This window comes from Acinetobacter sp. Swhac1, from assembly GCF_013390985.1.
Lineage (GTDB): Bacteria > Pseudomonadota > Gammaproteobacteria > Pseudomonadales > Moraxellaceae > Acinetobacter > Acinetobacter towneri.
The window spans coordinates 18,639-40,454 of record NZ_JACASN010000019.1 but is presented as its reverse complement, the minus strand read 5'-3'; the positions used below and the strand labels follow the sequence as shown (position 1 = coordinate 40,454).

General features: G+C 43.1%; 24 protein-coding genes. 9 read left to right on the top strand and 15 right to left on the bottom strand.

The window, feature by feature from the left end; genetic code table 11:
* The first annotated feature begins 59 nt into the window (after positions 1 to 59).
* A complete protein-coding gene (locus HX743_RS10605; RefSeq protein ID WP_178319189.1) occupies positions 60 to 281 on the top strand; it encodes a hypothetical protein in 222 nt (73 codons plus the stop codon).
* A gap of 61 nt (positions 282 to 342) precedes the next feature.
* Here the strand turns inward: HX743_RS10605 and nadC are convergent, their stop codons facing one another.
* A complete protein-coding gene (nadC, locus tag HX743_RS10600) occupies positions 343 to 1,188 on the bottom strand; it encodes a carboxylating nicotinate-nucleotide diphosphorylase (protein ID WP_168417639.1) in 846 nt (281 codons plus the stop codon).
* 176 nt (positions 1,189 to 1,364) lie between these two features.
* Between nadC and ampD the strand changes: the two genes are divergently transcribed.
* Both ampD and murJ read left to right on the top strand, forming a co-directional pair.
* A complete protein-coding gene (gene ampD, locus HX743_RS10595) occupies positions 1,365 to 1,934 on the top strand; it encodes a 1,6-anhydro-N-acetylmuramyl-L-alanine amidase AmpD (protein WP_178319188.1) in 570 nt (189 codons plus the stop codon).
* An 80-nt stretch (positions 1,935 to 2,014) separates the two neighbouring features.
* Complete coding sequence (gene murJ, locus HX743_RS10590; RefSeq protein WP_171525557.1) at positions 2,015 to 3,565, top strand: murein biosynthesis integral membrane protein MurJ; 1,551 nt, start codon at positions 2,015 to 2,017, stop codon at positions 3,563 to 3,565.
* 107 nt (positions 3,566 to 3,672) lie between these two features.
* On the opposite strand, the gene HX743_RS10585 is transcribed toward murJ, so the two are convergent.
* The 10 genes from HX743_RS10585 to HX743_RS10540 all read right to left on the bottom strand — a co-directional run bounded on the left by HX743_RS10585 (position 3,673) and on the right by HX743_RS10540 (position 10,984).
* Positions 3,673 to 4,362: an FKBP-type peptidyl-prolyl cis-trans isomerase gene (locus HX743_RS10585; protein ID WP_168417642.1), complete on the bottom strand. Its 690-nt coding sequence runs from the start codon at positions 4,360 to 4,362 to the stop codon at positions 3,673 to 3,675.
* 56 nt (positions 4,363 to 4,418) lie between these two features.
* Positions 4,419 to 5,123, bottom strand: coding sequence for an FKBP-type peptidyl-prolyl cis-trans isomerase (locus tag HX743_RS10580; protein WP_168460465.1), 705 nt, complete (start codon positions 5,121 to 5,123; stop codon positions 4,419 to 4,421).
* Between the two features lie 554 nt (positions 5,124 to 5,677).
* Positions 5,678 to 6,700: an NAD(P)-dependent alcohol dehydrogenase gene (locus HX743_RS10575; RefSeq protein WP_178319187.1), complete on the bottom strand. Its 1,023-nt coding sequence runs from the start codon at positions 6,698 to 6,700 to the stop codon at positions 5,678 to 5,680.
* 94 nt (positions 6,701 to 6,794) lie between these two features.
* Positions 6,795 to 7,358: a DNA-3-methyladenine glycosylase I gene (locus HX743_RS10570; protein WP_178319186.1), complete on the bottom strand. Its 564-nt coding sequence runs from the start codon at positions 7,356 to 7,358 to the stop codon at positions 6,795 to 6,797.
* A gap of 52 nt (positions 7,359 to 7,410) precedes the next feature.
* A complete protein-coding gene (locus tag HX743_RS10565) occupies positions 7,411 to 7,656 on the bottom strand; it encodes a hypothetical protein (RefSeq protein WP_178319185.1) in 246 nt (81 codons plus the stop codon).
* A gap of 18 nt (positions 7,657 to 7,674) precedes the next feature.
* Positions 7,675 to 8,214, bottom strand: a complete 540-nt coding sequence (locus HX743_RS10560; RefSeq protein ID WP_178319184.1) for a M23 family metallopeptidase — start codon at positions 8,212 to 8,214, stop codon at positions 7,675 to 7,677.
* Between the two features lie 60 nt (positions 8,215 to 8,274).
* Complete coding sequence (gene mutY / locus HX743_RS10555) at positions 8,275 to 9,309, bottom strand: A/G-specific adenine glycosylase (RefSeq protein ID WP_178319183.1); 1,035 nt, start codon at positions 9,307 to 9,309, stop codon at positions 8,275 to 8,277.
* Between the two features lie 136 nt (positions 9,310 to 9,445).
* Positions 9,446 to 9,808: an HIT family protein gene (locus HX743_RS10550; RefSeq protein WP_070155794.1), complete on the bottom strand. Its 363-nt coding sequence runs from the start codon at positions 9,806 to 9,808 to the stop codon at positions 9,446 to 9,448.
* Between the two features lie 69 nt (positions 9,809 to 9,877).
* Positions 9,878 to 10,618 carry a dienelactone hydrolase family protein gene (locus HX743_RS10545; RefSeq protein WP_154320161.1) on the bottom strand — a complete coding sequence of 247 codons (741 nt, stop codon included), beginning with the start codon at positions 10,616 to 10,618 and terminating at the stop codon, positions 9,878 to 9,880.
* 207 nt (positions 10,619 to 10,825) lie between these two features.
* Positions 10,826 to 10,984: a DUF1328 domain-containing protein gene (locus HX743_RS10540; RefSeq protein WP_004974108.1), complete on the bottom strand. Its 159-nt coding sequence runs from the start codon at positions 10,982 to 10,984 to the stop codon at positions 10,826 to 10,828.
* Between the two features lie 191 nt (positions 10,985 to 11,175).
* Here HX743_RS10540 and HX743_RS10535 point away from each other — a divergent pair, with 191 nt between their 5' ends.
* Positions 11,176 to 11,628 carry a YcgN family cysteine cluster protein gene (locus HX743_RS10535; RefSeq protein ID WP_136144131.1) on the top strand — a complete coding sequence of 151 codons (453 nt, stop codon included), beginning with the start codon at positions 11,176 to 11,178 and terminating at the stop codon, positions 11,626 to 11,628.
* 117 nt (positions 11,629 to 11,745) lie between these two features.
* Positions 11,746 to 13,014, top strand: a complete 1,269-nt coding sequence (locus HX743_RS10530) for a replication-associated recombination protein A (protein WP_004974112.1) — start codon at positions 11,746 to 11,748, stop codon at positions 13,012 to 13,014.
* Between the two features lie 113 nt (positions 13,015 to 13,127).
* On the opposite strand, the gene HX743_RS10525 is transcribed toward HX743_RS10530, so the two are convergent.
* From HX743_RS10525 to dapA, 4 genes are all read right to left on the bottom strand, one after another.
* Positions 13,128 to 13,340 (bottom strand): cold-shock protein, encoded by a 213-nt coding sequence (locus HX743_RS10525; protein WP_004974113.1) that lies wholly within the window; start codon positions 13,338 to 13,340, stop codon positions 13,128 to 13,130.
* Positions 13,341 to 13,699: 359 nt separating this feature from the next.
* Positions 13,700 to 14,419: a phosphoribosylaminoimidazolesuccinocarboxamide synthase gene (gene purC / locus HX743_RS10520; protein ID WP_004974116.1), complete on the bottom strand. Its 720-nt coding sequence runs from the start codon at positions 14,417 to 14,419 to the stop codon at positions 13,700 to 13,702.
* Positions 14,420 to 14,455: 36 nt separating this feature from the next.
* Positions 14,456 to 15,052, bottom strand: coding sequence for a lipoprotein-34 precursor (NlpB) (locus HX743_RS10515; protein WP_168460542.1), 597 nt, complete (start codon positions 15,050 to 15,052; stop codon positions 14,456 to 14,458).
* A gap of 14 nt (positions 15,053 to 15,066) precedes the next feature.
* A complete protein-coding gene (gene dapA / locus HX743_RS10510) occupies positions 15,067 to 15,966 on the bottom strand; it encodes a 4-hydroxy-tetrahydrodipicolinate synthase (protein WP_168460469.1) in 900 nt (299 codons plus the stop codon).
* A gap of 1,002 nt (positions 15,967 to 16,968) precedes the next feature.
* On the opposite strand from dapA, the gene mhpT reads away from it, so the two are divergent.
* From mhpT to ppk1, 4 genes are all read left to right on the top strand, one after another.
* Complete coding sequence (gene mhpT / locus HX743_RS10505) at positions 16,969 to 18,195, top strand: 3-(3-hydroxy-phenyl)propionate transporter MhpT (RefSeq protein WP_178319182.1); 1,227 nt, start codon at positions 16,969 to 16,971, stop codon at positions 18,193 to 18,195.
* A gap of 196 nt (positions 18,196 to 18,391) precedes the next feature.
* Positions 18,392 to 18,793 carry a hypothetical protein gene (locus tag HX743_RS10500; RefSeq protein WP_131261230.1) on the top strand — a complete coding sequence of 134 codons (402 nt, stop codon included), beginning with the start codon at positions 18,392 to 18,394 and terminating at the stop codon, positions 18,791 to 18,793.
* Between the two features lie 47 nt (positions 18,794 to 18,840).
* A complete protein-coding gene (gene pncA / locus HX743_RS10495; RefSeq protein ID WP_104852749.1) occupies positions 18,841 to 19,467 on the top strand; it encodes a bifunctional nicotinamidase/pyrazinamidase in 627 nt (208 codons plus the stop codon).
* Between the two features lie 227 nt (positions 19,468 to 19,694).
* A complete protein-coding gene (gene ppk1, locus HX743_RS10490; protein WP_096901494.1) occupies positions 19,695 to 21,758 on the top strand; it encodes a polyphosphate kinase 1 in 2,064 nt (687 codons plus the stop codon).
* Positions 21,759 to 21,816: the final 58 nt, after the last annotated feature.

Here is a 21,816-nt window from a genome sequence, read left to right as displayed (position 1 = left end):
AATACCGATGCGTGGATTCTTTTAAGATGATCAAAAATGTTTAAAACAGGAAGATGCCCATGAAATTACTGATTATTTTGATGTCTGCAATGATGTTGCTACTGACCGCATGTGATTCACGTTCAGAACGTGAAAATGAAGACAATCGTAGCGTACTCGGTCAAGCTTCTGACAACGACAACGACAACGACAACGACAACGACAACGACAACGACAACGACAACGACAACGACAACGACAACGACAACGACAACGACAACGACAACGAAGATGATGATTGAGTAGAAATTCAGGCATAAAAAAGGAGGCAAGTTTGCCTCCTGAATTTCAACTTATCTAAGTTTAAGCATTGAAACGCATCGATAAATCAATAGCTTTCACATCTTTGGTCAAGACACCCATCGAAATATAATCAACGCCTGTGCTGGCCACTTCACGTAAATTTTCAATGGTGATATTGCCAGATGCCTCAAGTTTGCAACGACCCGCCACATGCTGAACAGCATCAATCATCTGTTGCTGGCTAAAGTTGTCTAGCATCACAATATCGGCTTTGGCATCGAGAGCTTGATTGAGTTCATCCCAAGTTTCCACTTCAACTTCTACAGGCTTACCTGGAGCAATGGCATGTGCTTTGGCAATTGCCTGAGTAATGCCACCCGCTGCCATAATGTGGTTTTCTTTAATTAAAAAGGCATCAAACAAGCCTAAACGATGGTTTTGACCGCCACCGACAGTCACGGCATATTTTTGTGCAATACGTAAACCTGGTAAGGTTTTACGGGTATCTAATAATTTGGTGTTTAAGCCTTCAAGCTGTTGTACATAAGCCGCAGTTTTGGTGGCAACCGCAGACAAGGTTTGCACAAAATTCAATGCAGGACGCTCTACGGTTAATAGACTGCGAGCTGAACCTGCCAATTTTAAAAAGGCTTCGTTAGCAGCAACTCGATCTCCATCATTTTTCAACCAAGTCACTTGAACATTGGCATCGTAAGCTTGAATCAGTGCATTTACCCACGGCTGGCCTGCCAGAATCATATCTTCGCGGCTGATAATGGTCGCAGTGGCCTGCTCATCTTCAGGGGTCAGTAATGCGGTAATATCACCATCGCCAATATCTTCTTGCAGCGCTTGCTGAATATTGATTTGGATAGAGTGTTCAAGCAAAGATGGAGAGATGCTCATAAGATTTTCCGTGTCGGTTTTGCCCATGAAAATTGCGCGTTATATTAGCATTGTTCTGCGTCTGGATGTATTTTTTAGCCACGTTCGGGTGTAATTTAAGATGTTCATTGCCATGGCTTGGCATTAAACTGAAATAGACTTCTATTTTTCTTTTCTAATTGCTTGAGGGTTGCCTTATGCAGCATGAGCCGTCGTTTCAGGTGGTTGAAGGACAATTACAGGGGGCAAGACAAGTCCCATCTCCGAATTTCAACGCCCGTCCGACAGACCAAGAGATTCAATTGCTGGTTATCCACAATATTAGTTTGCCGCCGTCACAATTTGGTGGGGGCTATATTGAGCAGTTTTTTCAAAATCAGCTGGATTGGTCGCAGCATCCTTATTTTCAGACTATTCAGGGCATGCAAGTGTCGGCACATTTGCTGATTTTAAGAACAGGCGAAGTGCTACAATTTGTCAATTTTGCAGATCGGGCTTGGCATGCAGGGCGTTCGAGTTATATGGCACAGTCTGAATGTAATGATTATTCGATAGGTATTGAGCTGGAAGGCAGTGACGATTTACCTTTTGAAGAGGTACAGTATGCACGTTTGGTACAAGTGGTGCAGGCCTTGCAACAGGCGTATCCACGTATTCAGCAGCATATTGCAGGGCATTCCGATATTGCCCCTGGTCGTAAAACTGACCCTGGGCCATTTTTTGACTGGCAGCGTTTTCGTGAACAGTTATCTCAAGCTAAAGCTTAGACATTACAGAAAAAATTGATCAATCAATAACAAAACTTTGTTGATGCTTTGATTACAATAGCGACTAAATTTTTAATTGGGTGGTAACGATGGCGCTTTGGCGATCGACCTTTATTGTCAGTGCAATGACCATGCTGTCACGGGTACTTGGATTAGTCCGTGACGTGGTGTTGCTGAATGTATTTGGTGCAGGTAAAGATTTCGATACCTTTGTGGTGGCGTTTCGTATTCCCAACTTTTTCAGGCGCTTGTTTGCCGAAGGGGCATTTTCGCAGGCCTTTATTCCGGTACTGACCGAATACAAAACCAGTCGTACCCATGCCGAAGTACAAATTCTGATTAGTCGGGTCTTTGGCTGTCTAATGACAGTAATGACAGGGCTAACCTTTGTTGCCATGGTGGCTGCACCTGCAGTGATGTATATCTACGCACCGGGCTTCCATAGCGACCCTGCTAAGTTTGCTTTGGCGACAGATATGTTCCGCCTGACCATTCCTTATTTGTTGTTTATGTCGTTAACGGCATTTGCCAGCAGTATTTTAAACAGCTACGGCTCATTTACTACGCCTGCCTTTGCACCTGTATTGCTGAATCTAGCAATGATTGCAGGGGCACTATGGCTCACGCCGTACATGGCAGAGCCAATTATGGCGCTGGGCTGGGCAGTGATTATTGCGGGGGCTTTACAACTTGCAATTCAAATTCCTGAATTGTGGCGTAAAAAACTGCTGATTCCCCCCAAGGTTGATTTTAAACATGAAGGTGTGGATCGGATTATGAAGCTGATGCTGCCTGCTTTGTTTGGGGTTTCGGTCACGCAAATTAACCTGTTACTCAATACCATTTGGGCCTCTTTTATGCAGGATGGTTCGGTATCTTGGTTGTATAGTGCAGAACGTATGACAGAGTTGCCACTGGGTTTAATTGGTGTGGCGATTGGTACGGTTATTTTACCGTCACTGTCTGCACGTCATGCAGAACAGAATATGGACAAATTCCGTGGCATGATGGACTGGGCGGCACGAGTGATTATTTTGGTGGGTGTACCTGCCAGTATTGCACTGTTTATGTTGTCCACCCCGATTATTCAGGCCTTGTTTGAGCGTGGTCAGTTTACCTTTCAAGACACACAAATGACGGCTTTGGCCTTGCAATGTATGAGTGCAGGGGTAATTTCATTCATGCTGATTAAGGTCTTTGCACCAGGCTTTTATGCGCAGCAAGACACCAAAACCCCAGTACGTGTTGGTTTAATGGCCGTAGCAGCCAATGCCATTTTAAACGTGGTGTTCATTGGCTTCTTTAAACTGATTGATTGGGAAGCTGAGCACATGGCATTGGCATTGGCATCTTCAGGTTCGGCTTTGGTCAATGCTGGCATGCTGTATTTTTATTTGCATCAGCGCAAGATTTTCCGTTTTGGTGCTCACTGGAAAAAACTTATTCTGCAATTTTCCGTTGCCAATGCGGTGATGATTGCTGCGTTGTGGTACGCCTTAACTTGGTATAACGGTGATGTATCACAGTGGATGCGTGTGGCTGAAGTGACTGCACTATGTGTAGTGGGTGTGCTGGCATATGCGATTGGTTTATTGGCAACAGGCTTTAGACCACGTCATTTAAAACCATAAATACAGAAATCGCTGTTGAATGCATCCCAAACATCAAAGTAAAAAAATACCGCAATTTAAATTGCGGTATTTTTCTCTCAGCGCTTGATCAAAAGTGTGAGTGGTGATTATTTTAAAATCTCTAAGAGTTCCACATCAAAAATAAGCGTGCTGTTTGGCTCAATGGCATCACCTGAGCCAATTTGACCGTAGGCCAATGCAGCAGGAATGAAGAAGCGGTATTTGGCACCGACTTTCATTAGCTGTAAACCTTCAGTCCAGCCCTGAATGACTTGACTCACCTGAAATTCAGCAGCCTGATCACGAGCAATGGAGCTGTCAAATACCGTACCATCAATTAGGCGACCTTCATAATGCACTTTGACAGTCGAGGTGGCTTTTGGTGATTTACCTGCACCCGCTTGTAAGACTTGATATTGCAAGCCAGACTTAGTGACTTTTACCCCTGCCTTTTTTGCATTGTTACTTAAAAAGGCTTGCCCAATTTTTGCATTGGCATCGGCTACTTTTTTTAGTTCAATCAGTTGTTTGGCTTCGGCTTGTTTTCTAAATTGGGTTAAAACCCGCGCCATTTCTTCATCGCTCAGACTGGCAGGCTGGTCTTGGGTAGCCATTTTTAAGCCTGTCATAAAGGCTTCTAAATCAATGTCTTTTAGCGTTTCAGCATTGCTGCGCCCCATTAAATAGCCAAAGCTATAACCCACCTGATCTGCAACAGGGCTTTTATTGGTCACTGTTTTTGCAAAACCACTGCTACTGAGTAGCGCAATACACACAAGGGCGAGGTGTTTTTTCATTATTTCCGTCCTAAGACAATACAGGAGAGCCAAGCTCTCCTGAAAGGGCGATGTTGTTATTTCACTTCAATCAGTTCAACATCAAAAATTAAGGTGCTGTTGGCAGGAATCATACCCGGTACGCCTTGTTCACCGTAGCCCAATTGTGATGGGATATACAGCGTGGCTTTGCCGCCTTCTTTCATAAGTTGTAAGCCTTCAGTCCAACCTGGAATCACTTGGTTCAGTGGGAATTCAATTGGTTCGCCACGTTGTACTGAGCTATCAAATACTTTGCCATCGACCAGTTTACCGGTGTAGTGCACTTTCACCACAGAGCTTGCTGTTGGCTGTTTGCCTGTACCTTCTTTAACGACTTGGTACTGTAAGCCAGATGCTGTGGTTTGTACGCCTGCTTTTTTACCATTTTCAGTTAAGAATGAATCACTGGCAGTTTGGGCAGCTTGTGCTTGAGTCGCTTGTTTTTGTTGCAACTCTTGCTGGAACTGTTCATAGGCTTTTTGTAGTTCTTCTTCAGTATAAGCAGGTTGTTTACGCGCATGACCTTCACGCACACCTGTTACAAAGCTGTTGATGTCCAGCTCTGGTGGGGTTTGATGTGCCACTTCATAACCCAAAGCGTAGCTGATTTTTTCAACGGCTGAGGCATTTGCAGACGCCTTAGAAGTCGCAACCGCAGGGTTTTGAGAGGCATAATAAACAGGAACAAGTGCAGCACCGCCTAAAATTACAGCAACAGCGATGGGTAAGGCTTTACTCATAGGTTTTCTCAAATTCATTTTATAGTTAAAAAAGCAGCATTCATCTTAGCAGACTTTTTTACAGACTTTTCTATTTTGATACCTGCGTTGAAGCAGGTATCGATTCAACGTTTTAATATATGCTGCTTACGCAGTTTATTCTATAACAGACTGAATATCTAAAACATTTTTTATACATAAATCTTATCAATTCAGGATTCGCTGTGAGCAAATTAAGAAAACTCTGATTTAGTTTGAGCTGCAGGAAAATTTTTATTGTAATCGTAAAATGATTAAGACAGCGTTCTGTGGGCTTGTCGTCCAATAATTGGATTAACCTTCGGTTCGACCCACTTTTGTTTCGGCAAAAGTGGGCAAAACCATTGTCATCCACAAAACCTGTTTAATGCTTGTATCCCTTTCATTATTTCGCAAAAACAATAATGGTCTAATGCTACGCAGGTTGTGGATGACATTTCCGAGTATCTTCATGTTATCTAGGTTTTTAGATGAGCGGTTTTACCTAAATAAAGAGAGACATAAATATATTTGACTATCCTGATTTAACTTAAAAATCAGTCAAAGTCGGCCTTTAACACCACCCGATAGCGAACCTTGCCTTGATGCAAATGTTCAATGGCCTGATTGATCTGTGACATTGGAAAAACTTCGACTTGCGGGGCAATCTGTTTGCGTGCTGCAAATTGTAGTAATTGACGCAGCGCTGCAGGCGAACCTGTCGATGAACCAGTAACCGATTTTGCACCGCCAATTAAGCTGCCCGCCTTAATTTGCATGGGTTCTAGCGCTACACCTAGCATGTGAATAGTGCCATGTGGTGCAAGCGTACTTAAATAAGCATTCCAGTCCAAGCTTACGTTTACCGTACTTAAAATCAGGTCAAACTTGCCACGCTGGGTTTTAAGGGCAGCAGCATCACGGCTGTTCACTACATGGTCTGCACCCATAGCCAGTAATTCTGCGGTTTTGTCTGGATTGGAACTGAACGCCGTAATTTCACAGCCCCATGCTTTTAATAATTTGATGGCGATATGCCCCAAGCCACCAATACCAATCACCGCAACATGATGTACTGCCTGAATTTGATGTTTCAAGATCGGATCAAATACGGTAATTCCACCACAGAGCAAAGGCCCTGCACTGACAGGATCGACCTCATCGGGTAATGGAATGACCCACTGCCAACCTGCACGGACTTTATCGGCAAAACCACCTGCATGTCCCACAATGGTTGCGGTGGTGCCATTGCTGCACAGCACTTGTTCGCCTGCAATACAGGCATCGCAGTGTTGGCAACTGTCTGCAGTCCAGCCAATGCCTACACGTTGCCCCACGGTTAAACCTTTGGCTTCACTGCCCAATTGAGTAATCGTGCCAATAATTTCATGTCCTGCCACCACAGGATATACTGAGGAATGCCAGTCATTTTGAATGACTGAAAGATCGGAATGGCATAAGCCACAATATTCGACTTTGACTTCTACCTGATGCGCCTGCAGTTCACCCGCATCAAATTGATAGGCTTGCAGGGCTTCACCTGCCTGCATTGCGGCATAGGCTCGAATGGTATTACTCATATTGCACCGTCCTTGTCATAAGGCTGACTGTATTGATTGGTGATCTTGCTATTATGGGTTGAGCAGTTTTGAATACTAAAGCTTGGATGTTGCTTTAAGATGTTGTTTTAAAGTGACAGTGATTTTCATGATCATCGACCATGCCTACAGCTTGCATAAAAGCATAGCAGGTGGTCGGGCCTACAAATTTAAAACCATTTTTCTTTAGGGCTTTCGACATGGTAACACTGGCGTTGGTTTGTGCAGGTGCAAGACGATAGTCAGGTACATCATTCCTAATAGGTCGCTGTGCGACAAAATCCCAAAGCCATGTCACGACGTCTATATCGGCATCTTTTAGTTTTTGCCATGCACGTGCGTTGTCACGAATTGCTTGTAATTTGCCTCGATGGCGAATTAATCCAGCATCTTGTAATTTGAGCGTAAGATCATCATCACTAAATGCGGCAATTTCAGCAATGCTGTATTGGAAAAAATGTTGACGATACGCCTCACGTTTTTTTAATACAGTAATCCAAGACAAACCTGCTTGCTGTCCTTCCAAACACAGCATTTCAAATAAATGCGCTTCGGTAAATACAGCTTGTCCCCACTCTAAATCATGATAGGTAATATAGAGCGGATCATCGGAACACCAACCACAGCGTTGTATCGTCATGGGTCATTCTCCTTGTTGAATAGATAGCTGAATAGATATAAATGGGACGGACTTAAAGCTGAAATGCTGCCCATTGGTCATGTTGGTTATCCCAATAATATAGTTCTGCCTGTTGCAGATCGTGAAAGGAAATCCAGTTGTCTTTACCGACTTTATCTGAATAACCTGTGCTGATGAGCAGGGCATCTTCAGTAATTTCCATGACCCAGCCTTGATGGACTTGTCCTGCCAACACAATTTTTTGTTGATTGCCAGATTCTGCAAATTCCACCAATCGATTTATCAAGGCATCAGACATGAAATGTTCCTAACAAAATTAACGTAAATAAGGATAAGGGTTGACTGCGCCGCGTCCTTTACCATTTAAATAAAGTCCGTAATGCAAATGTGCAGCAGTGTGTTGGGCGTTGCCTGTATTGCCGACATAGCCAATATGCGTTCCTGCCTTGACATAATCGCCCACGTTTAAACCGCGTTTGTGTCCATCTAAGTGTGCATAATAATGCCAAGTGCCTGCAGGCCCTAATATCCAAATTACTTTACCACCTAAGCGATTATCGCGTAAGTCTGCAATTAAACCTTCTGTGGCGCTATACACTTTGCTGCCTTTCGGAGCAATGATGTCGATGCCTTCATGTAAACGTCCGCTACTGCGAGATGCACCCCAAGTGTCATTCAACTGATGCGCTTTAATGCCCTGCACAGGAATGGGCAAGCGAGTTTTTAAACTCATTTGATTGAGTTTTTGCACCAAGGCAGGCGGGAGTGGGGTACTAGGACGTTTCGGTGCAGAACTACAGGCCGCAATCAATAAGGTGAAGAGTGACAGGCTTAAGACAGCAATCCATCGAAACATAAGACATCCTTGTAATGGCAGTGAAAGCAAAAATTTCATTCATCACGATGCTTGACTATGTCACAGATTGATTGCCGAGATCAATTTTTTCATGGCGGTTGGAATGCCCAAATCGCCGGCTTGTTCTGGACTATACCATTCTGCATTCAGTTCAATTGCCAAGTGTTCTTGTAGATCAGCATCGACCTGAAAACACAGAGCTTCAAGCTGCCAAGTGAAATGGGTAAAGCTATGCGAAATCTGTGCGCGCTGCTGTACGTGTTTAAGGCTCAAGCTTTGACACAGTTGTTCAAAAGCCTGTGCATCTTCAATAACAGGCAAACACCATAGTCCACCCCAAAGCCCTGTATGAGAACGTTGTTGCCACAACCATTGATCTGCACATTGCAACACCAAGACTTGTGCAGCTTTAATAGGCACAGTTTTTTTCGGTTTTTTAAAGGGCAATTCCTGTTCTAAACCTTGTTGATGTGCTTTGCAGTGTTGTTGCATTGGGCAATATAAGCACAGTGGTTTTTTGGGGGTACAAATGGTGGCGCCCAAATCCATAATAGCCTGCGTATAGTCGTGATTACGCACTTCGGGGCAGAGCTGTTCTGCCAGTTGCCACATGGCACGTTCATGTACAGGTTTGGATAAATCATCTTCAATAGCAAAAAAACGTGCTAAAACCCGTTTGACGTTGCCATCCATAATGACGCCGTATTGGCGTAAACCCAGCGACATCATGGCACCACCCGTAGAGCGACCAATGCCCGGCAAAGCCATCCACTGTTCGAGCGTACTTGGAAAATGTCCTTGCTGTGCCACAATGGCTGCGGCTTTATGCAAGTTGCGGGCGCGGGCGTAATAGCCTAAACCTGCCCAATACGGTGCAACTTCATCCCAAGTTGCACGTCCTAAATCTTGCACTGTCGGAAAGCGCTGCAAAAAACGCTCAAAATATTGCAATACGGTTTTGACCTGAGTTTGTTGCAGCATGATTTCAGACACCCACACCGCATAGGGATCATCGGCGACTTGCCACGGCAGGTCATGGCGTCCGTGTTGATCGAACCACGTGAGGAGAGCATCGGAAAATGAAAAAGCAGTCATGCGAACCCAGTTTGTAAAGTAGCGGCTTAGTATAGCCAAACTGGCGTGGGAATTACGTGCATAAAAAAAGAAGATGAGCGTGCATCTTCTTCTTTAGGTTTGGTTTCACTTGGTTTGGGATAAAACGAGTCGTGGTTTAAATTTGACCGCTCATACCCCAACGGTTATCCAATTTTAAGGTCTGACCTTCATAGCGTGGAATAATGTGGATGTGTAAATGCTCAGATTTAGCATCAAACACATCGCCATCATTAAAACCCACATGGAAACCTGCAGGTTGATGACGCAATTGCAACTCATTGCGCGCCAATTCTAATAAAGACAATAAACTTTTACGTTCTTTGTCTGTAATGTCAAAAAAAGAGCCGACGTGACGTAGCGGAATGATCACGCAATGTCCTTTAGACAGGGCATTGGGTTCAGGCAAAATTACCCCAAATTCATTTTTTGCCAAAACATCATAATCATCAAAATTGCAATAAGGGCATTGCTCAGTCATTGTTATATCCTCTTCTTTAAAATTTTCTTGGCTTGCGTTGAGTATATGCTGCGTAATGTGAACAGCAGATTAATCTGCTAAACGACGATCCAACACTTCATACATGGTAGCTAAACCTTGTTGCTCTGCCGATGCGTTATAGCCTAAATCGACCCCATTGGCTTTGGCACGTTCATCGGCTTGAGGGTTACTAAAGCCGTGTTTGGCATCTTCAAAAATAATCACTTCATGCTCTACTTGAGCCGCGTGCATTTCTTCACGGAAACTTGCGACGTCGTCTAAAGTCACCATGCTGTCCAGTTCACCATGCAACACCAAAATCTCGGCTTGTACCTGACCTTGTTGTGCAGGGGCTTTCGGGCTGAGGTTGGCGTGGAAGGTCACCACTGCTTTTAATGCTGCGCCAGAACGAGCCAAATCCAGAACGACTTTGCCGCCATAACAGAAACCAATTGCAGCGAGTTTATCGCGATTTACTTCAGGTTGGGCAGCTAAAGTGTCCAAAGCTGCAGACGCACGAGTCACAATTGTGTCAGCATCTGCAAAAGTTTGCATCATCCATTCATTGGCTTGGGCTGCGGTGGTGGTGACTTTTTTATCGCCATACATATCAATCGCTAAGGCTGCAAAACCATGTTCAGCCAATTCACGCGCGCGTTGTTCGGTGTATTCGTTACGTCCCCACCATTCAGGTGCGACAATCACCCCCGCGACAGCTTGTGCTGTTTCTGGTGCAGCAAAATAACCGATCAGTTTGCTGCCATCTGCAGCCGTATATTCAATTTCGCGAGTTTTGATTGCTAAAGCCATGCCTTATTCCTTATCGTTTTCAATGCCATGATTAAAGCATAATAATATGGCACGCATTTTTAAAAACAGGGTAAATACTGCCTATAAATGTGAGAAAATATTTTTAAAATAGCCAAATTGGCATTTGTTGCGTAAAAAGCGGACATAAAAAAAGAAGGAAAAATCCTTCTTTTTTATCTGATTTTTAGGAATTTATAGACGAGGTCACTAGATTTTTCCGCGAGAGAGGAAACCAACAATTGCCAAAATCACAGCAATCACCAATAAAATAATGGCAAAGTCTTTGGATAAACCTGCGACACCACCAAAACCAAGTAAACTCGCGATTAACGCAATCACTGCGAAGATTATAGCCCAACGAAACATAATTGTTCTCCATGTGTTTTTATAGCTTCTGAATTTAGTATAGGGAGCTGAACGCAGCACACTGTTTTGTTTTTGTGTATTAAATGTTCAGTTGTTTGAGTTAAGTGTTTGATTCATTTAAAGACTAAACAAAAGCAACAAGTTGAAACAAGGCTGTTATAATGACGCAGTTTTGTTATTTTCTGTGCGCTATGTCTGATCAATTACGACCTGAATTTTGGAAAAACTATCCGCTGAATGCCTTAAATACTGCGGAATGGGAAGCCTTGTGCGATGGTTGCGGTTTATGCTGTTTGGTCAAACTAGAAGATGAAGACACGCAAGAAGTGGCCTATACCAAAGTGGCGTGCAAGTTACTGGACTGTAACACAGCACGTTGTTCAGATTATGCCAATCGCTTTGACTTTGTGCCCGATTGCATTCAACTTACCCCCGAAAAACTAGAAAAAATTCACTGGTTGCCGCCAAGTTGTGCCTATCGTCGTTTAAAACAGGGCAAAAATTTGCCATCTTGGCATTACTTAAATACGGGCTCACGCCAAAGTGTGATTAAAGCCAAAAAATCTGCGGCAGGGCGTTGTATTTCAGAACTGGATGTTGCAGAAGAAGATATAGAAGATTATGTGGTGCGTTGGGTGCGTTAATTCATACTGCAGAATAAACCTTGAATCGTGTTTTAGCGATAAATCGGTACGATTAGAAATACTCCAAAGCTTGAGATCATAGTAGACTAGGTTGAAGTCAAGTATAGAAATAACAAGATGTCAGAGAGTCATATTCCACTGCCTGAGCGTTTGCGTCCACGCGATTTATCGCAAATTATTGGTCAAGATCATCTTTTAGGTGAGCAAGCGCCGTTACGCCAAATGATTGATCAGGGGCATTTGCCTTCAATTATTTTCTGGGGGCCACCAGGGGTGGGGAAAACCACCATCGCTTTGCTGTTGGCGCAGGCGGTAGATCGTCCTTTTATCAGCCTTTCTGCCTTGAATACTGGGGTCAAAGAGCTGCGTGAAATTATTGCCGAAGGCGGCGATTTGCTCACACCAGTGGTGTTTATTGATGAAATTCATCGCTTTAATAAGTCGCAGCAAGATGCCTTATTAAATGCGGTGGAAAAGGGCAAAATCACCTTAATTGGTGCGACCACGGAAAATCCATCTTTTGAAGTCAATAGTGCGCTGCTTTCACGTTGTCAGGTCTATACCTTAAAGGCTTTAGATGCCGATTCGATTCAGACTTTGCTTACTCAAGCCATTCAGCAAGATCAATTCTTAAAAGACCGTTATATTCAGATTGAAGAATTTGATGCTCTGATTCAGTTTGCTGCAGGTGATGCACGCAAGGCTTTAAACCTACTGGACTTGGTGGCAAGCACCTTTGAACCCGAGGTGGAAAATATCATCACCAACGCGATTGTGGTCAAGGTTGCGCAACAAAACATTGCCCGTTATGACAAGTCAGGCGAGCAACATTATGATTTGGTATCGGCTTTTATTAAGTCAATTCGTGGCAGTGACCCCGATGCTGCATTGTATTGGATGGCGCGCATGCTCAAAGGCGGTGAAGACCCGAGCTTTATTGCGCGTCGCATGTTGATTGCTGCTTCGGAAGATATTGGCAATTCAAATCCGAATGCCTTGTTATTGGCAGGCGAGTGTTTCCGCTCTGTACAAGTGCTGGGTATGCCCGAAGCGCGGATTATTTTAGGACAATGTGCAGTATATTTGGCAACCAGTGCCAAAAGTAACAGTACTTATTTGGCAATTAATAAAGCCATGGATTTGGCTGAAAAAACCGCCAACTTACCTGTGCCACTGCATTTGCGTAATGCACCGACCAAACTGATGAAAGAACAAGGCTATGGCGTAGATTATTTGTATCCGCACAATTACCCAGAGCATTTTGTGCTACAGGACTATTTGCCGCCTGAACTGAAAGGCACAAAGTTGTATGAGTCGGCACGTAATAAACGTGAAGTGGAAGGTGAGCGTTTACAACAACGTCGTTGGCAGCAGACTCAATCCTAAGCGATTTGGTATAGCTGAAAAGATATTTGTAAAAGTATTGGCATAAAAAAGCTCAAGAATCAACTTGAGCTTTTTTAGATTTGTTTGCAGCCTTGAGTGCTGCATTCAAAGGTTTAAAGCGGTTTGATGTTTACAGCATTCGGGCCTTTTTGACCTTGCGCAATGCTGAATTCAACTTGCTGACCTTCGTGTAAAGTCTTGAAGCCTGAGTGTGCGATTTCGCTGAAATGCGCAAACACATCTGGACCAGATTCTGGTTGAATAAAACCAAAACCTTTAGTTTCGTTAAACCACTTTACCGTGCCTTTCATTGTCGGATTTGACATAGGGAAATATCCTGCTGAATTTTAATATGTTGCAATCTAAAAAAGATTTGGAATAACTGGGAAAAAGATGCGACTTAAAATCTGAACAAACGAAGGATTACAAAATAAAACTACGGACTTAGACGATTAAAACGAACTTCATATTTTTCTAGTATGACAACAAGCATACACGGAATTGCAGAATACACAATTTAAATTCAGATAAATTTAAAAATAGGCAGACAGACTGGGCATTGTGGATGGGGCGATTTTTTCAAAGATTTGGTTTGTAAACCCTGTTTGGTCTACAGCAAAATACAAAAAACCGAGCAATGTTGCTCGGTTTTGGGAATTCAGCTTTTAAAATTGAAAAGCTTGAATTAGATATTGTCTAAGTCGATGCCTAAACGTGCAGCAACTTCTTCATAAGCTTCAACCACACCGCCTAAACCTTGACGGAAACGGTCTTTGTCGAGTTTCTTCTTGGTGTCTTTGTCCCATAAACGGCAACCGTCTGGAGAGAACTCATCACCCAACACAATACGGTCGTGGAATACACCAAACTCAAGTTTGAAGTCGACCAAAATCATGTTACCTGCATCAAACAATGCTTTTAATACATCGTTGACTTGGTAAGTTAATTCTTTCATTTTTGCCAATTGTTCTGCATTAGCCCAACCTAAAGCAATCGCTTGAGATTCATTGACCATCGGATCGCCAAGCGCATCGTCTTTAAAGAACAATTCAAATGTTGGTGGGGTTAATTCTTTGCCTTCTTCTACACCTAAACGACGGCAAAGTGAACCTGCAGCGTAGTTACGAATTACACATTCTACAGGAATCATGTCTAATTTTTTCACCAATACTTCGTTTGGTGTAAGTAGCTTTTCAAAGTGAGTTTCGATACCCGCTTCAGCCAATTTTTCCATGATAAAGGCGTTAAAACGGTTGTTCACCTTACCTTTACGATCTAGTTGTTCGATTTTTTCGCCATTGAACGCAGAGGCATCATCACGAAAGACTAAAATCAGGTGGTCTGCACTGTCTGTGGTATAAACAGATTTCGCTTTACCAGTATAGAGCAAGGTTTGTTTTAACATGAGGGAACCTTTTTCAAAAAAAAATGCCTAGTACGGCTAGGCTGGCCAATTTTGGTAAATCTGGGCCAACAGATCTGCAGCTTTTTCTTGGTCTGCAAAGCTGTTATCGGCATTGAACACGGCTAAGTTGTTGCTCGAACCGACAGAGGTCAATCTTAAGACATAAATCTGTTGATCGACCTTAATGGTTGCCTCGTAACGGTTCTTACTTTGACCAACAATGCTGTAATTCAGACTGCTGAGAGTGGCAAGAGTGTATTGCCAAATTGTAGCAGAATTTCCATCAATTTTGAGTAACGGATTTTGGTTTCCATCAACTACAGGCTGAGGACGGCCAATTTGAGTACTGTCTTCAACAGTCGTATTCGCTTGCACAGCTTCAGGACGTGGCATTGCAAAACGGTTGCCACGTGAATTTTCAAGCTTAGGCGCATTGGCCGTTGCGAGCGGGTCAACGCTTGGTGCAGGATACAATGGCGTTGCAGGTCGAACCACAGAACCTTCAGGATATTGAAGTGGTGCTAAAGTGGTGGTGTCTTTATAGTCCAATGAACCATTGTTAATGGCCAGAGAACTACAACCAGCCAAACTCAATACTGAAAGTGCGGCGATAAAACCAAAACGTAATTGCATCATACTAAGCTCTTTTATTGAATGACACCCGCAGCCTGAAGGGCTTCGCGTAACGGTGCACGATATTGTTCTGCAAGCGGAGTTAATGGCAGGCGAATCCCTGTACCAATTAATCCCATTTCATGAAGTGCCCATTTCACAGGAATTGGGTTCGATTCACAAAATAGAATATTGTGTAAATTTGCAATCGTACTGTTCTGTTGCTCTGCACCTGCAGCATCACCTGCGATTGCAGCCGCGCAAACTTGGCTCATGGCTTTCGGTGCAACATTGGCAGTTACAGAAATATTGCCTTGTGCGCCGTGTAGCATCAGTTGATATGCCGTCGCATCATCACCCGAGTAAACCACCATGTTTTTGCCGTTTAAGCCAGCCAATAATTCCTGACCACGTGGCACATCGCCTGTTGCGTCTTTTACGCCCACAATATTAGGGATGTCGGCCAAGCGAATGACGGTTTCGTTAGACATGTCTACGCCCGTACGACCTGGTACGTTATATAGAATGATTGGTAAATCTACCGCTTCTGCAATTGCTTTATAGTGCTGGTATAAACCTTCCTGAGTTGGCTTATTATAATAAGGCGTTACCAATAAGGCCGCATCTGCGCCCAATTGTTGTGCTTCTTTGGTCAGTTCGATGGCTTCATGCGTTGAGTTTGCACCAGTACCAGCAATGACAGGAATACGCTTATTTGCGACGCGAATAATTTCTGCGATCACTTTGGTGTGCTCTTCCATACTTAAGGTCGATGCTTCACCAGTTGTACCTACAGCAACAATACTGTTGGTACCTTGTTCTATGTGCCACTCAACGAGCTTCTCGAGACCTTTCCAATCTACGCTGCCATCTTCTAACATTGGGGTGACAATTGCGACAATTGAGCCTTGAATGGTCTGTGCTTGCTGAGTCATTTTTTAAAAAGATCCTATTTTTCCATCCACAGAGGTGTAGAAAAGGTAGATGTGGATGGTTGCAGTATTTTGATTTGGGTCAAAATTCAATCAAATTGATTAAATAATGCTTAGCCAAATTATGACTGATTCAGTGTGTCAGAACAATATGCTTTCGTCAAAGCAATCATAAACTTTGTTTAATTTAGTATTTTAGGATCAGCAGCTTGTTGTTCAAAATAAAAAAATAATAACCATCTCCTTTGTACCCAAATTTTCATTGGTATGGCGCAACCCTCATCAGCACTTTTTTAGCCTCAAGTTTGAAATACAACGCTGAATATAGGGTCTGTTGACATTTCATAAATGGCTTGCGCTGTAGGCTAAAACTGAGCAGATCAGGCATGAAACGCAGGGAATAGCGAGACTATTGCCAAGTTTCATAACGCAATCTGAGAAAGTTTTAGCCACATGAGCAAGAACAAAGCGTTGCTTTGTTTGCTGCGCAAGGGGGCGAGCATATTTTTTGCTGCTATTGCATTATGTGCCAGTCATTTAGAATGACTAAATTTCCTGTCTCATGCCTTATATCAGCTAAAAAATCTTGCGAGATATATCTCTCACGTCGCAAACATAGATGAATTGTCAACAGACCCTAGATATTTATATAAAAAAACGCTCAATTCAGACCTTATAGCTCTTATATCTGACTGTTTTAATCGGGATATTTTGATTTTTGATTCTTAAGAATAATAGCTTTTAAGTCTACCTATGTTGTCGCTGACTTCTTAAATGGTGAGAAATCTTGCGCTGAATTTACTGCTTTAAGCGGGAAAATAGCGTGTAATTTGCCAGATTTATTGTTTTTTTCGCTATGTTTTTTTCTACATGCTGCGCAACACGTTTGCGCTGATCTGAAAAAATTCACTTTGGTCTAACACTTATTGATAGCTATTGCTGCAGTTTAAAACTGCGCAAGATGCAGGCTTTCACATGGCTATCTAATTCTAGTAGAGGGACCCAATGGATAGATCAACACAACATAGCGATCAGCGGCATGCGGTTATTACCGTCGCGATCTGCTTTTTAATTGCAGTGATTGAAGGTCTGGATATTCAGGCAGCAGGTATTGCTGCGGCAGGTATCCGTGAGCATTTTGGTTTAGACAGCTCGCAGCTTGGGGTATTTTTTAGTGCGGGTATTTTAGGTTTATTGCCAGGTGCTTTGGTTGGCGGACGTTTTGCAGACCGTATTGGTCGTAAAAAAGTATTAATCTGGTCTACAGCAGTCTTTGCTTTATTTACCTTATGTACGGTGTGGGTGAATAGCTTTGAAAGCCTATTGGCGGTGCGCTTCTTGGCAGGTGCGGGTTTAGGGGCAGCCATGCCAATTTTAATTACTTTGGCATCTGAAGCTGTTTCGCCACAAAACCGTGGTCGTGCTGTGGGCTTGATGTATTGTGGTATGCCTGTGGGTGCAGCCATTTTATCTTTAATTGCCAGTACAGATTTTGGCTCAAACTGGAAAAACATTTTCTATTTGGGTGGTTTGCTGCCATTTATTGTCATTCCATTGATGATGTGGTTATTGCCAGAATCACGTGAATTCTTAAAAGCACAAGCGGCAGGTAAAGATGTCACAGCACAAAATGCTGCGCCAAAAGCATCTTTTAAAGATTTGTTTAATTCACAAAACTTATTGCGTACCTTATTTATTTGGGTGAGTTACTTCTTTACCTTGATGGTGGTTTACATCATGTTGAGCTGGTTACCATCTTTATTTATGGAATTAGGTTTCTCGCGTAAAGAAGGCAGTACTGCACAGTTCTATTTCATGGTGAGTGCGACAGTCGGTACTGTAATTTTGGGTATGCTGACCGACCGTTGGAAAAAAGCCTACGTGATTTTATTGATGTATGGTGGTATTTTGGCAGGTTTATTTGCTCTAAATGCAGCGGGTTCACTCATGCAAATGTATATGGCTTCAGCTTTGGTCGGTGCTTTTGTGATTGGCTGTCAGGGCGTGTTATATGCTTTTGGTAGTATTGTCTACCCAACCGAAGTACGTGGTACTGGGGTCGGTGTTGCCTCTGCTGTTGGTCGTGTAGGCGCAATGCTTGGCCCTGCTATTGCAGGTCAGTTGTTGGCAGCAGGCTTTGGTGCGGCTGGGGTTATTTCAGCAGCCATTCCATGTATTATTATTTCAGCCATTCTCATGTTGTTATTGGTACGTCGTATTCAAACTGTTTAAAAGGATGAGAACAGTTGAAAGACCAAATAGCCTGCACCTGCAGGCTATTTTTTTGTATGTTGATCGCTGATTTTTGAGAGAAAATGCTCGAATGAAGTGTGACAAGTACTGTCGCAAAGCTGCCTGTTCTACTGGGTGGCAATGACGCAAGCAGGGTATAATAAGTCCTAAAAAACAGTAAATATAAGAGTATCATTTGAAGCAGAAAAAATTGATTGCAGAATTTCAGTTGGATCAACAGCAGTTTTCGCTGTATCTGATTGAATATGAATTTATTTTAGAACTGAAACGCCATTTTCGAGCAACACGGACTTCTCCAAAACAAAACGCGTGGCTGGCATTTGCCGATCAAGCTACTTATGAAGATGTCAACGCAGGTATTGATGCCTTTCAGGTGATGCGTTTAACCCGACAGCATTTGGTCAATTATTTAACTCGGCATCCACTGCCTTATTTTTATTTTCATGCCGCGACTGCACGCAAAGCCAAAATCTATCCACGTTTTGTACGGCAATTATTGTTACAGCTACCGAACTATCAACATTGTGCCGAAAACGATTCTTTTTATTTTTATCAAAGCGATACAACTCAGACTTAAATTTCAGCTATGCTGAGGGTAGCGTTTAAGATGGGAAAGGAAACAGCATGCAGCAGCTGAATAATGCCTTGATTGTGGTTGATGTGCAAAATGGTTTTTGTCCAGGAGGTAATTTGGCGGTTGCAAATGCCGATCAAATTATTCCCTGCATTAATGCGTTGGGACGTGTGTTTCAGAACATTGTGATCACCCAAGACTGGCATCCTGCAACGCATGTGTCCTTTGCCGCCAACCATGCAGGCAAACAGGACTATGAGCAGATTCAGCTCAGTTATGGCGAGCAAGTGTTGTGGCCTGTGCATTGTGTGCAAGGCACAGCTGATGCTGAATTACACCCAGATTTAGATTTGCCTACAGCACAATTGATTATACGCAAAGGTTTTCACGAGCAAATAGACAGTTATTCTGCCTTTATGGAAGCAGACCGCAAAACCACCACAGGCTTGGCGGCCTATTTAAAAGCCCGTGAAATTGATACGGTTTATATTGTGGGCATTGCCACCGACTTTTGTGTGGCGTGGACGGCAATAGATGCCTGTGAGTTGGGTTTTAGCACCTATGTGATTGAAGATGCCACCAAAGCGATTGATTTAAATGGCTCTTTAGAACAAGCATGGCAACAGATGTTGGCACAAGGAGTACAGCGAGTACAAAGTCAGCACTTACTTGGCTAAAACTAGATAACGAACTGGCCGCGAAAGGGAAGGGCGAAATCTTCCTTTTTGCTATAAAAATAGATTAAATGTAAAATAAATAAAAATCAATTTTTTACATATACCCAATTTTGACGAAATGTTCTGCGATTGATTGGGGGTGTAACATGATTGTCATAATCTCTACCTACCATGCCTTGCACAGAGGCGAAATAAGCAGACTGTCTTAAAAACAGCATAGAGAAGATATGGAACACTTTCAGCATTCATCTGATACTTATTTTAATCGTGAACTCTCTTTAATTGAGTTTAACCGTCGGGTCTTGGCGCAAGCTTTAGACCCAGAGTTACCTATTTTAGAGCGACTCAATTTTTTAATTATTTTTTCACGTAATTTAGATGAGTTTTTTGAAATTCGCGTTGCAGGTTTAATGAAGCAACTCGATTTGAATGCCATTACCCGTACCCCAGATGCCATTCCGACTGAACAGGTCTTGGTAGAACTGTCTGATAAAGTGCATCAGGCGGTGAAGCAGCAATACGACACTTTAAATTATGCCATTTTGCCGCAGCTGCAAAGTTTAGGGATTCACTTTATTCAATACCATGACATTGTGGATAAACATAAAGCGTGGATTGCCGATTATTTTGCCCGTCAGGTACAGCCTGTTTTAACGCCAATTAGCCTAGACCCATCGCATCCATTTCCGCGTTTGGTCAATAAAAGTCTGAACTTTATTGTCAGTTTACAAGGCAAAGATGCTTTTGGACGTGAAATTGAAATGGCGATTGTGCCTGCGCCACGCTCTTTGCCACGTTTAATCAATTTGCCAAAAGAAGTGGCAGGTAGTGTGACTGAACATATTTTCTTGACTGCGATTATTCAGCAGCATATCAATGATCTGTTCCCAGGCATGAAAGCCACAGGTTGCTATGCGTTTCGAGTGACCCGCAATGCCGACCTGATTTTGGCCGAAGATGTCGATGATTTGGCAGTTGCCTTAAAAGATGAATTATCGTCACGTCGTTTTGGGCGTGCGGTACGTTTAGAAATTGAAGATGATTGCCCGCAAGATATTATTGATTATTTGCTCAGAGAGTTTGATTTAGATGAGCAGCAATTATATCGGATTAGCGGGCCGATTAACCTGTCGCGTCTGACCAGTAGTTTTGACCGACCTGAATTGAAATATCCACCTTTTGCACCTGTGATTCCAAAAATATTTCGGAAGCAAAAACCGATGTTTGAGATTCTGAAAAAGCAGGATGTGTTGCTACATCACCCATTTGACTCTTTTCAGCCAGTGATTAATTTACTCAAAGAAGCGGCGAAAGACCCAAATGTGTTGGCGATTAAGCAAACGCTGTATCGTAGTGGCCCAGATTCTGAAATTGTGCAGGTACTTGCAGAAGCCGCACGTAATGGCAAAGAAGTCACTGCCGTGATCGAGCTACGCGCACGTTTTGATGAAGAATCCAACATTATGGTCGCCAACGTCTTGCAAGAGGCAGGCGCAGTGGTGGTGTATGGCATTGTCGGCTATAAAACCCATGCCAAAATGATTTTGATTGTGCGTCGTGAGCAAGATCAGTTGGTGCGCTATGTGCATTTGGGTACAGGCAACTATCATGCGGGCAATGCACGTATGTACACCGACTATGGTTTGATGACCACACATCCTGATATTTGTGAAGATGTGCATCGGGTGTTTCAGGAACTCACAGGCATGGGCAGATCGGCAAAATTAAAAAACTTGCTGCATGCACCATTTACCTTGCACAGTGAATTGCTCAAACTGATTGAACAAGAAATCGGGTTTGCACAAGCAGGCAAAGCTGCCCGAATTATCATTAAAGTCAATGCATTGACTGAGCCTGAGTTAATTACGGCTTTGTACCGTGCTTCGCAGGCAGGGGTACAGGTCGATTTAATTATCCGCTCGATTTGTTGTTTGATTCCAAAAGTGAAAGGTATGTCTGAGCGTATTCATGTCCGTTCGATTGTGGGACGCTTTTTGGAACATACCCGCGTGTATTATTTTGAGCATGGTGGTGCAAAAAAATTGTACTGCGCCAGCGCAGACTGGATGGGGCGCAACTTATTTTCACGGGTGGAAACTTGCTTCCCTATTTTGGATGAGAAAATTAAACAGCGTATTGTAGAAGATGGCTTGCTGAGTTATTTGCATGACAATCAAAATGCGTGGGAGCTACAAGCCAATGGCGAATGGCAGAAAGCTGCTGTGGTGGGGCAGGCTGCTGTACACAATGCGCAAATGTATTTGGTCGAGCAGAAGCAGTTGAATGTGTAAATTGGGCTGCAGTAAATGGATGTGATCTAGCATCTGTGAGTATAAAAAACCTGAGTAT

Bases quoted from the DNA above. Each gene is read 5' to 3' on its own strand.
- HX743_RS10605 (WP_178319189.1), top strand. From the start codon at position 60: ATGAAATTACTGATTATTTTGATGTCTGCAATGATGTTGCTACTGACC.
- nadC (WP_168417639.1), bottom strand. From the start codon at position 1,188: ATGAGCATCTCTCCATCTTTGCTTGAACACTCTATCCAAATCAATATT.
- ampD (WP_178319188.1), top strand. From the start codon at position 1,365: ATGCAGCATGAGCCGTCGTTTCAGGTGGTTGAAGGACAATTACAGGGG.
- HX743_RS10585 (WP_168417642.1), bottom strand. From the start codon at position 4,362: ATGAAAAAACACCTCGCCCTTGTGTGTATTGCGCTACTCAGTAGCAGT.
- HX743_RS10580 (WP_168460465.1), bottom strand. From the start codon at position 5,123: ATGAGTAAAGCCTTACCCATCGCTGTTGCTGTAATTTTAGGCGGTGCT.
- HX743_RS10575 (WP_178319187.1), bottom strand. From the start codon at position 6,700: ATGAGTAATACCATTCGAGCCTATGCCGCAATGCAGGCAGGTGAAGCC.
- HX743_RS10570 (WP_178319186.1), bottom strand. From the start codon at position 7,358: ATGACGATACAACGCTGTGGTTGGTGTTCCGATGATCCGCTCTATATT.
- HX743_RS10565 (WP_178319185.1), bottom strand. From the start codon at position 7,656: ATGTCTGATGCCTTGATAAATCGATTGGTGGAATTTGCAGAATCTGGC.
- HX743_RS10560 (WP_178319184.1), bottom strand. From the start codon at position 8,214: ATGTTTCGATGGATTGCTGTCTTAAGCCTGTCACTCTTCACCTTATTG.
- mutY (WP_178319183.1), bottom strand. From the start codon at position 9,309: ATGACTGCTTTTTCATTTTCCGATGCTCTCCTCACGTGGTTCGATCAA.
- HX743_RS10550 (WP_070155794.1), bottom strand. From the start codon at position 9,808: ATGACTGAGCAATGCCCTTATTGCAATTTTGATGATTATGATGTTTTG.
- HX743_RS10545 (WP_154320161.1), bottom strand. From the start codon at position 10,618: ATGGCTTTAGCAATCAAAACTCGCGAAATTGAATATACGGCTGCAGAT.
- HX743_RS10540 (WP_004974108.1), bottom strand. From the start codon at position 10,984: ATGTTTCGTTGGGCTATAATCTTCGCAGTGATTGCGTTAATCGCGAGT.
- HX743_RS10535 (WP_136144131.1), top strand. From the start codon at position 11,176: ATGTCTGATCAATTACGACCTGAATTTTGGAAAAACTATCCGCTGAAT.
- HX743_RS10530 (WP_004974112.1), top strand. From the start codon at position 11,746: ATGTCAGAGAGTCATATTCCACTGCCTGAGCGTTTGCGTCCACGCGAT.
- HX743_RS10525 (WP_004974113.1), bottom strand. From the start codon at position 13,340: ATGTCAAATCCGACAATGAAAGGCACGGTAAAGTGGTTTAACGAAACT.
- purC (WP_004974116.1), bottom strand. From the start codon at position 14,419: ATGTTAAAACAAACCTTGCTCTATACTGGTAAAGCGAAATCTGTTTAT.
- HX743_RS10515 (WP_168460542.1), bottom strand. From the start codon at position 15,052: ATGCAATTACGTTTTGGTTTTATCGCCGCACTTTCAGTATTGAGTTTG.
- dapA (WP_168460469.1), bottom strand. From the start codon at position 15,966: ATGACTCAGCAAGCACAGACCATTCAAGGCTCAATTGTCGCAATTGTC.
- mhpT (WP_178319182.1), top strand. From the start codon at position 16,969: ATGGATAGATCAACACAACATAGCGATCAGCGGCATGCGGTTATTACC.
- pncA (WP_104852749.1), top strand. From the start codon at position 18,841: ATGCAGCAGCTGAATAATGCCTTGATTGTGGTTGATGTGCAAAATGGT.
- ppk1 (WP_096901494.1), top strand. From the start codon at position 19,695: ATGGAACACTTTCAGCATTCATCTGATACTTATTTTAATCGTGAACTC.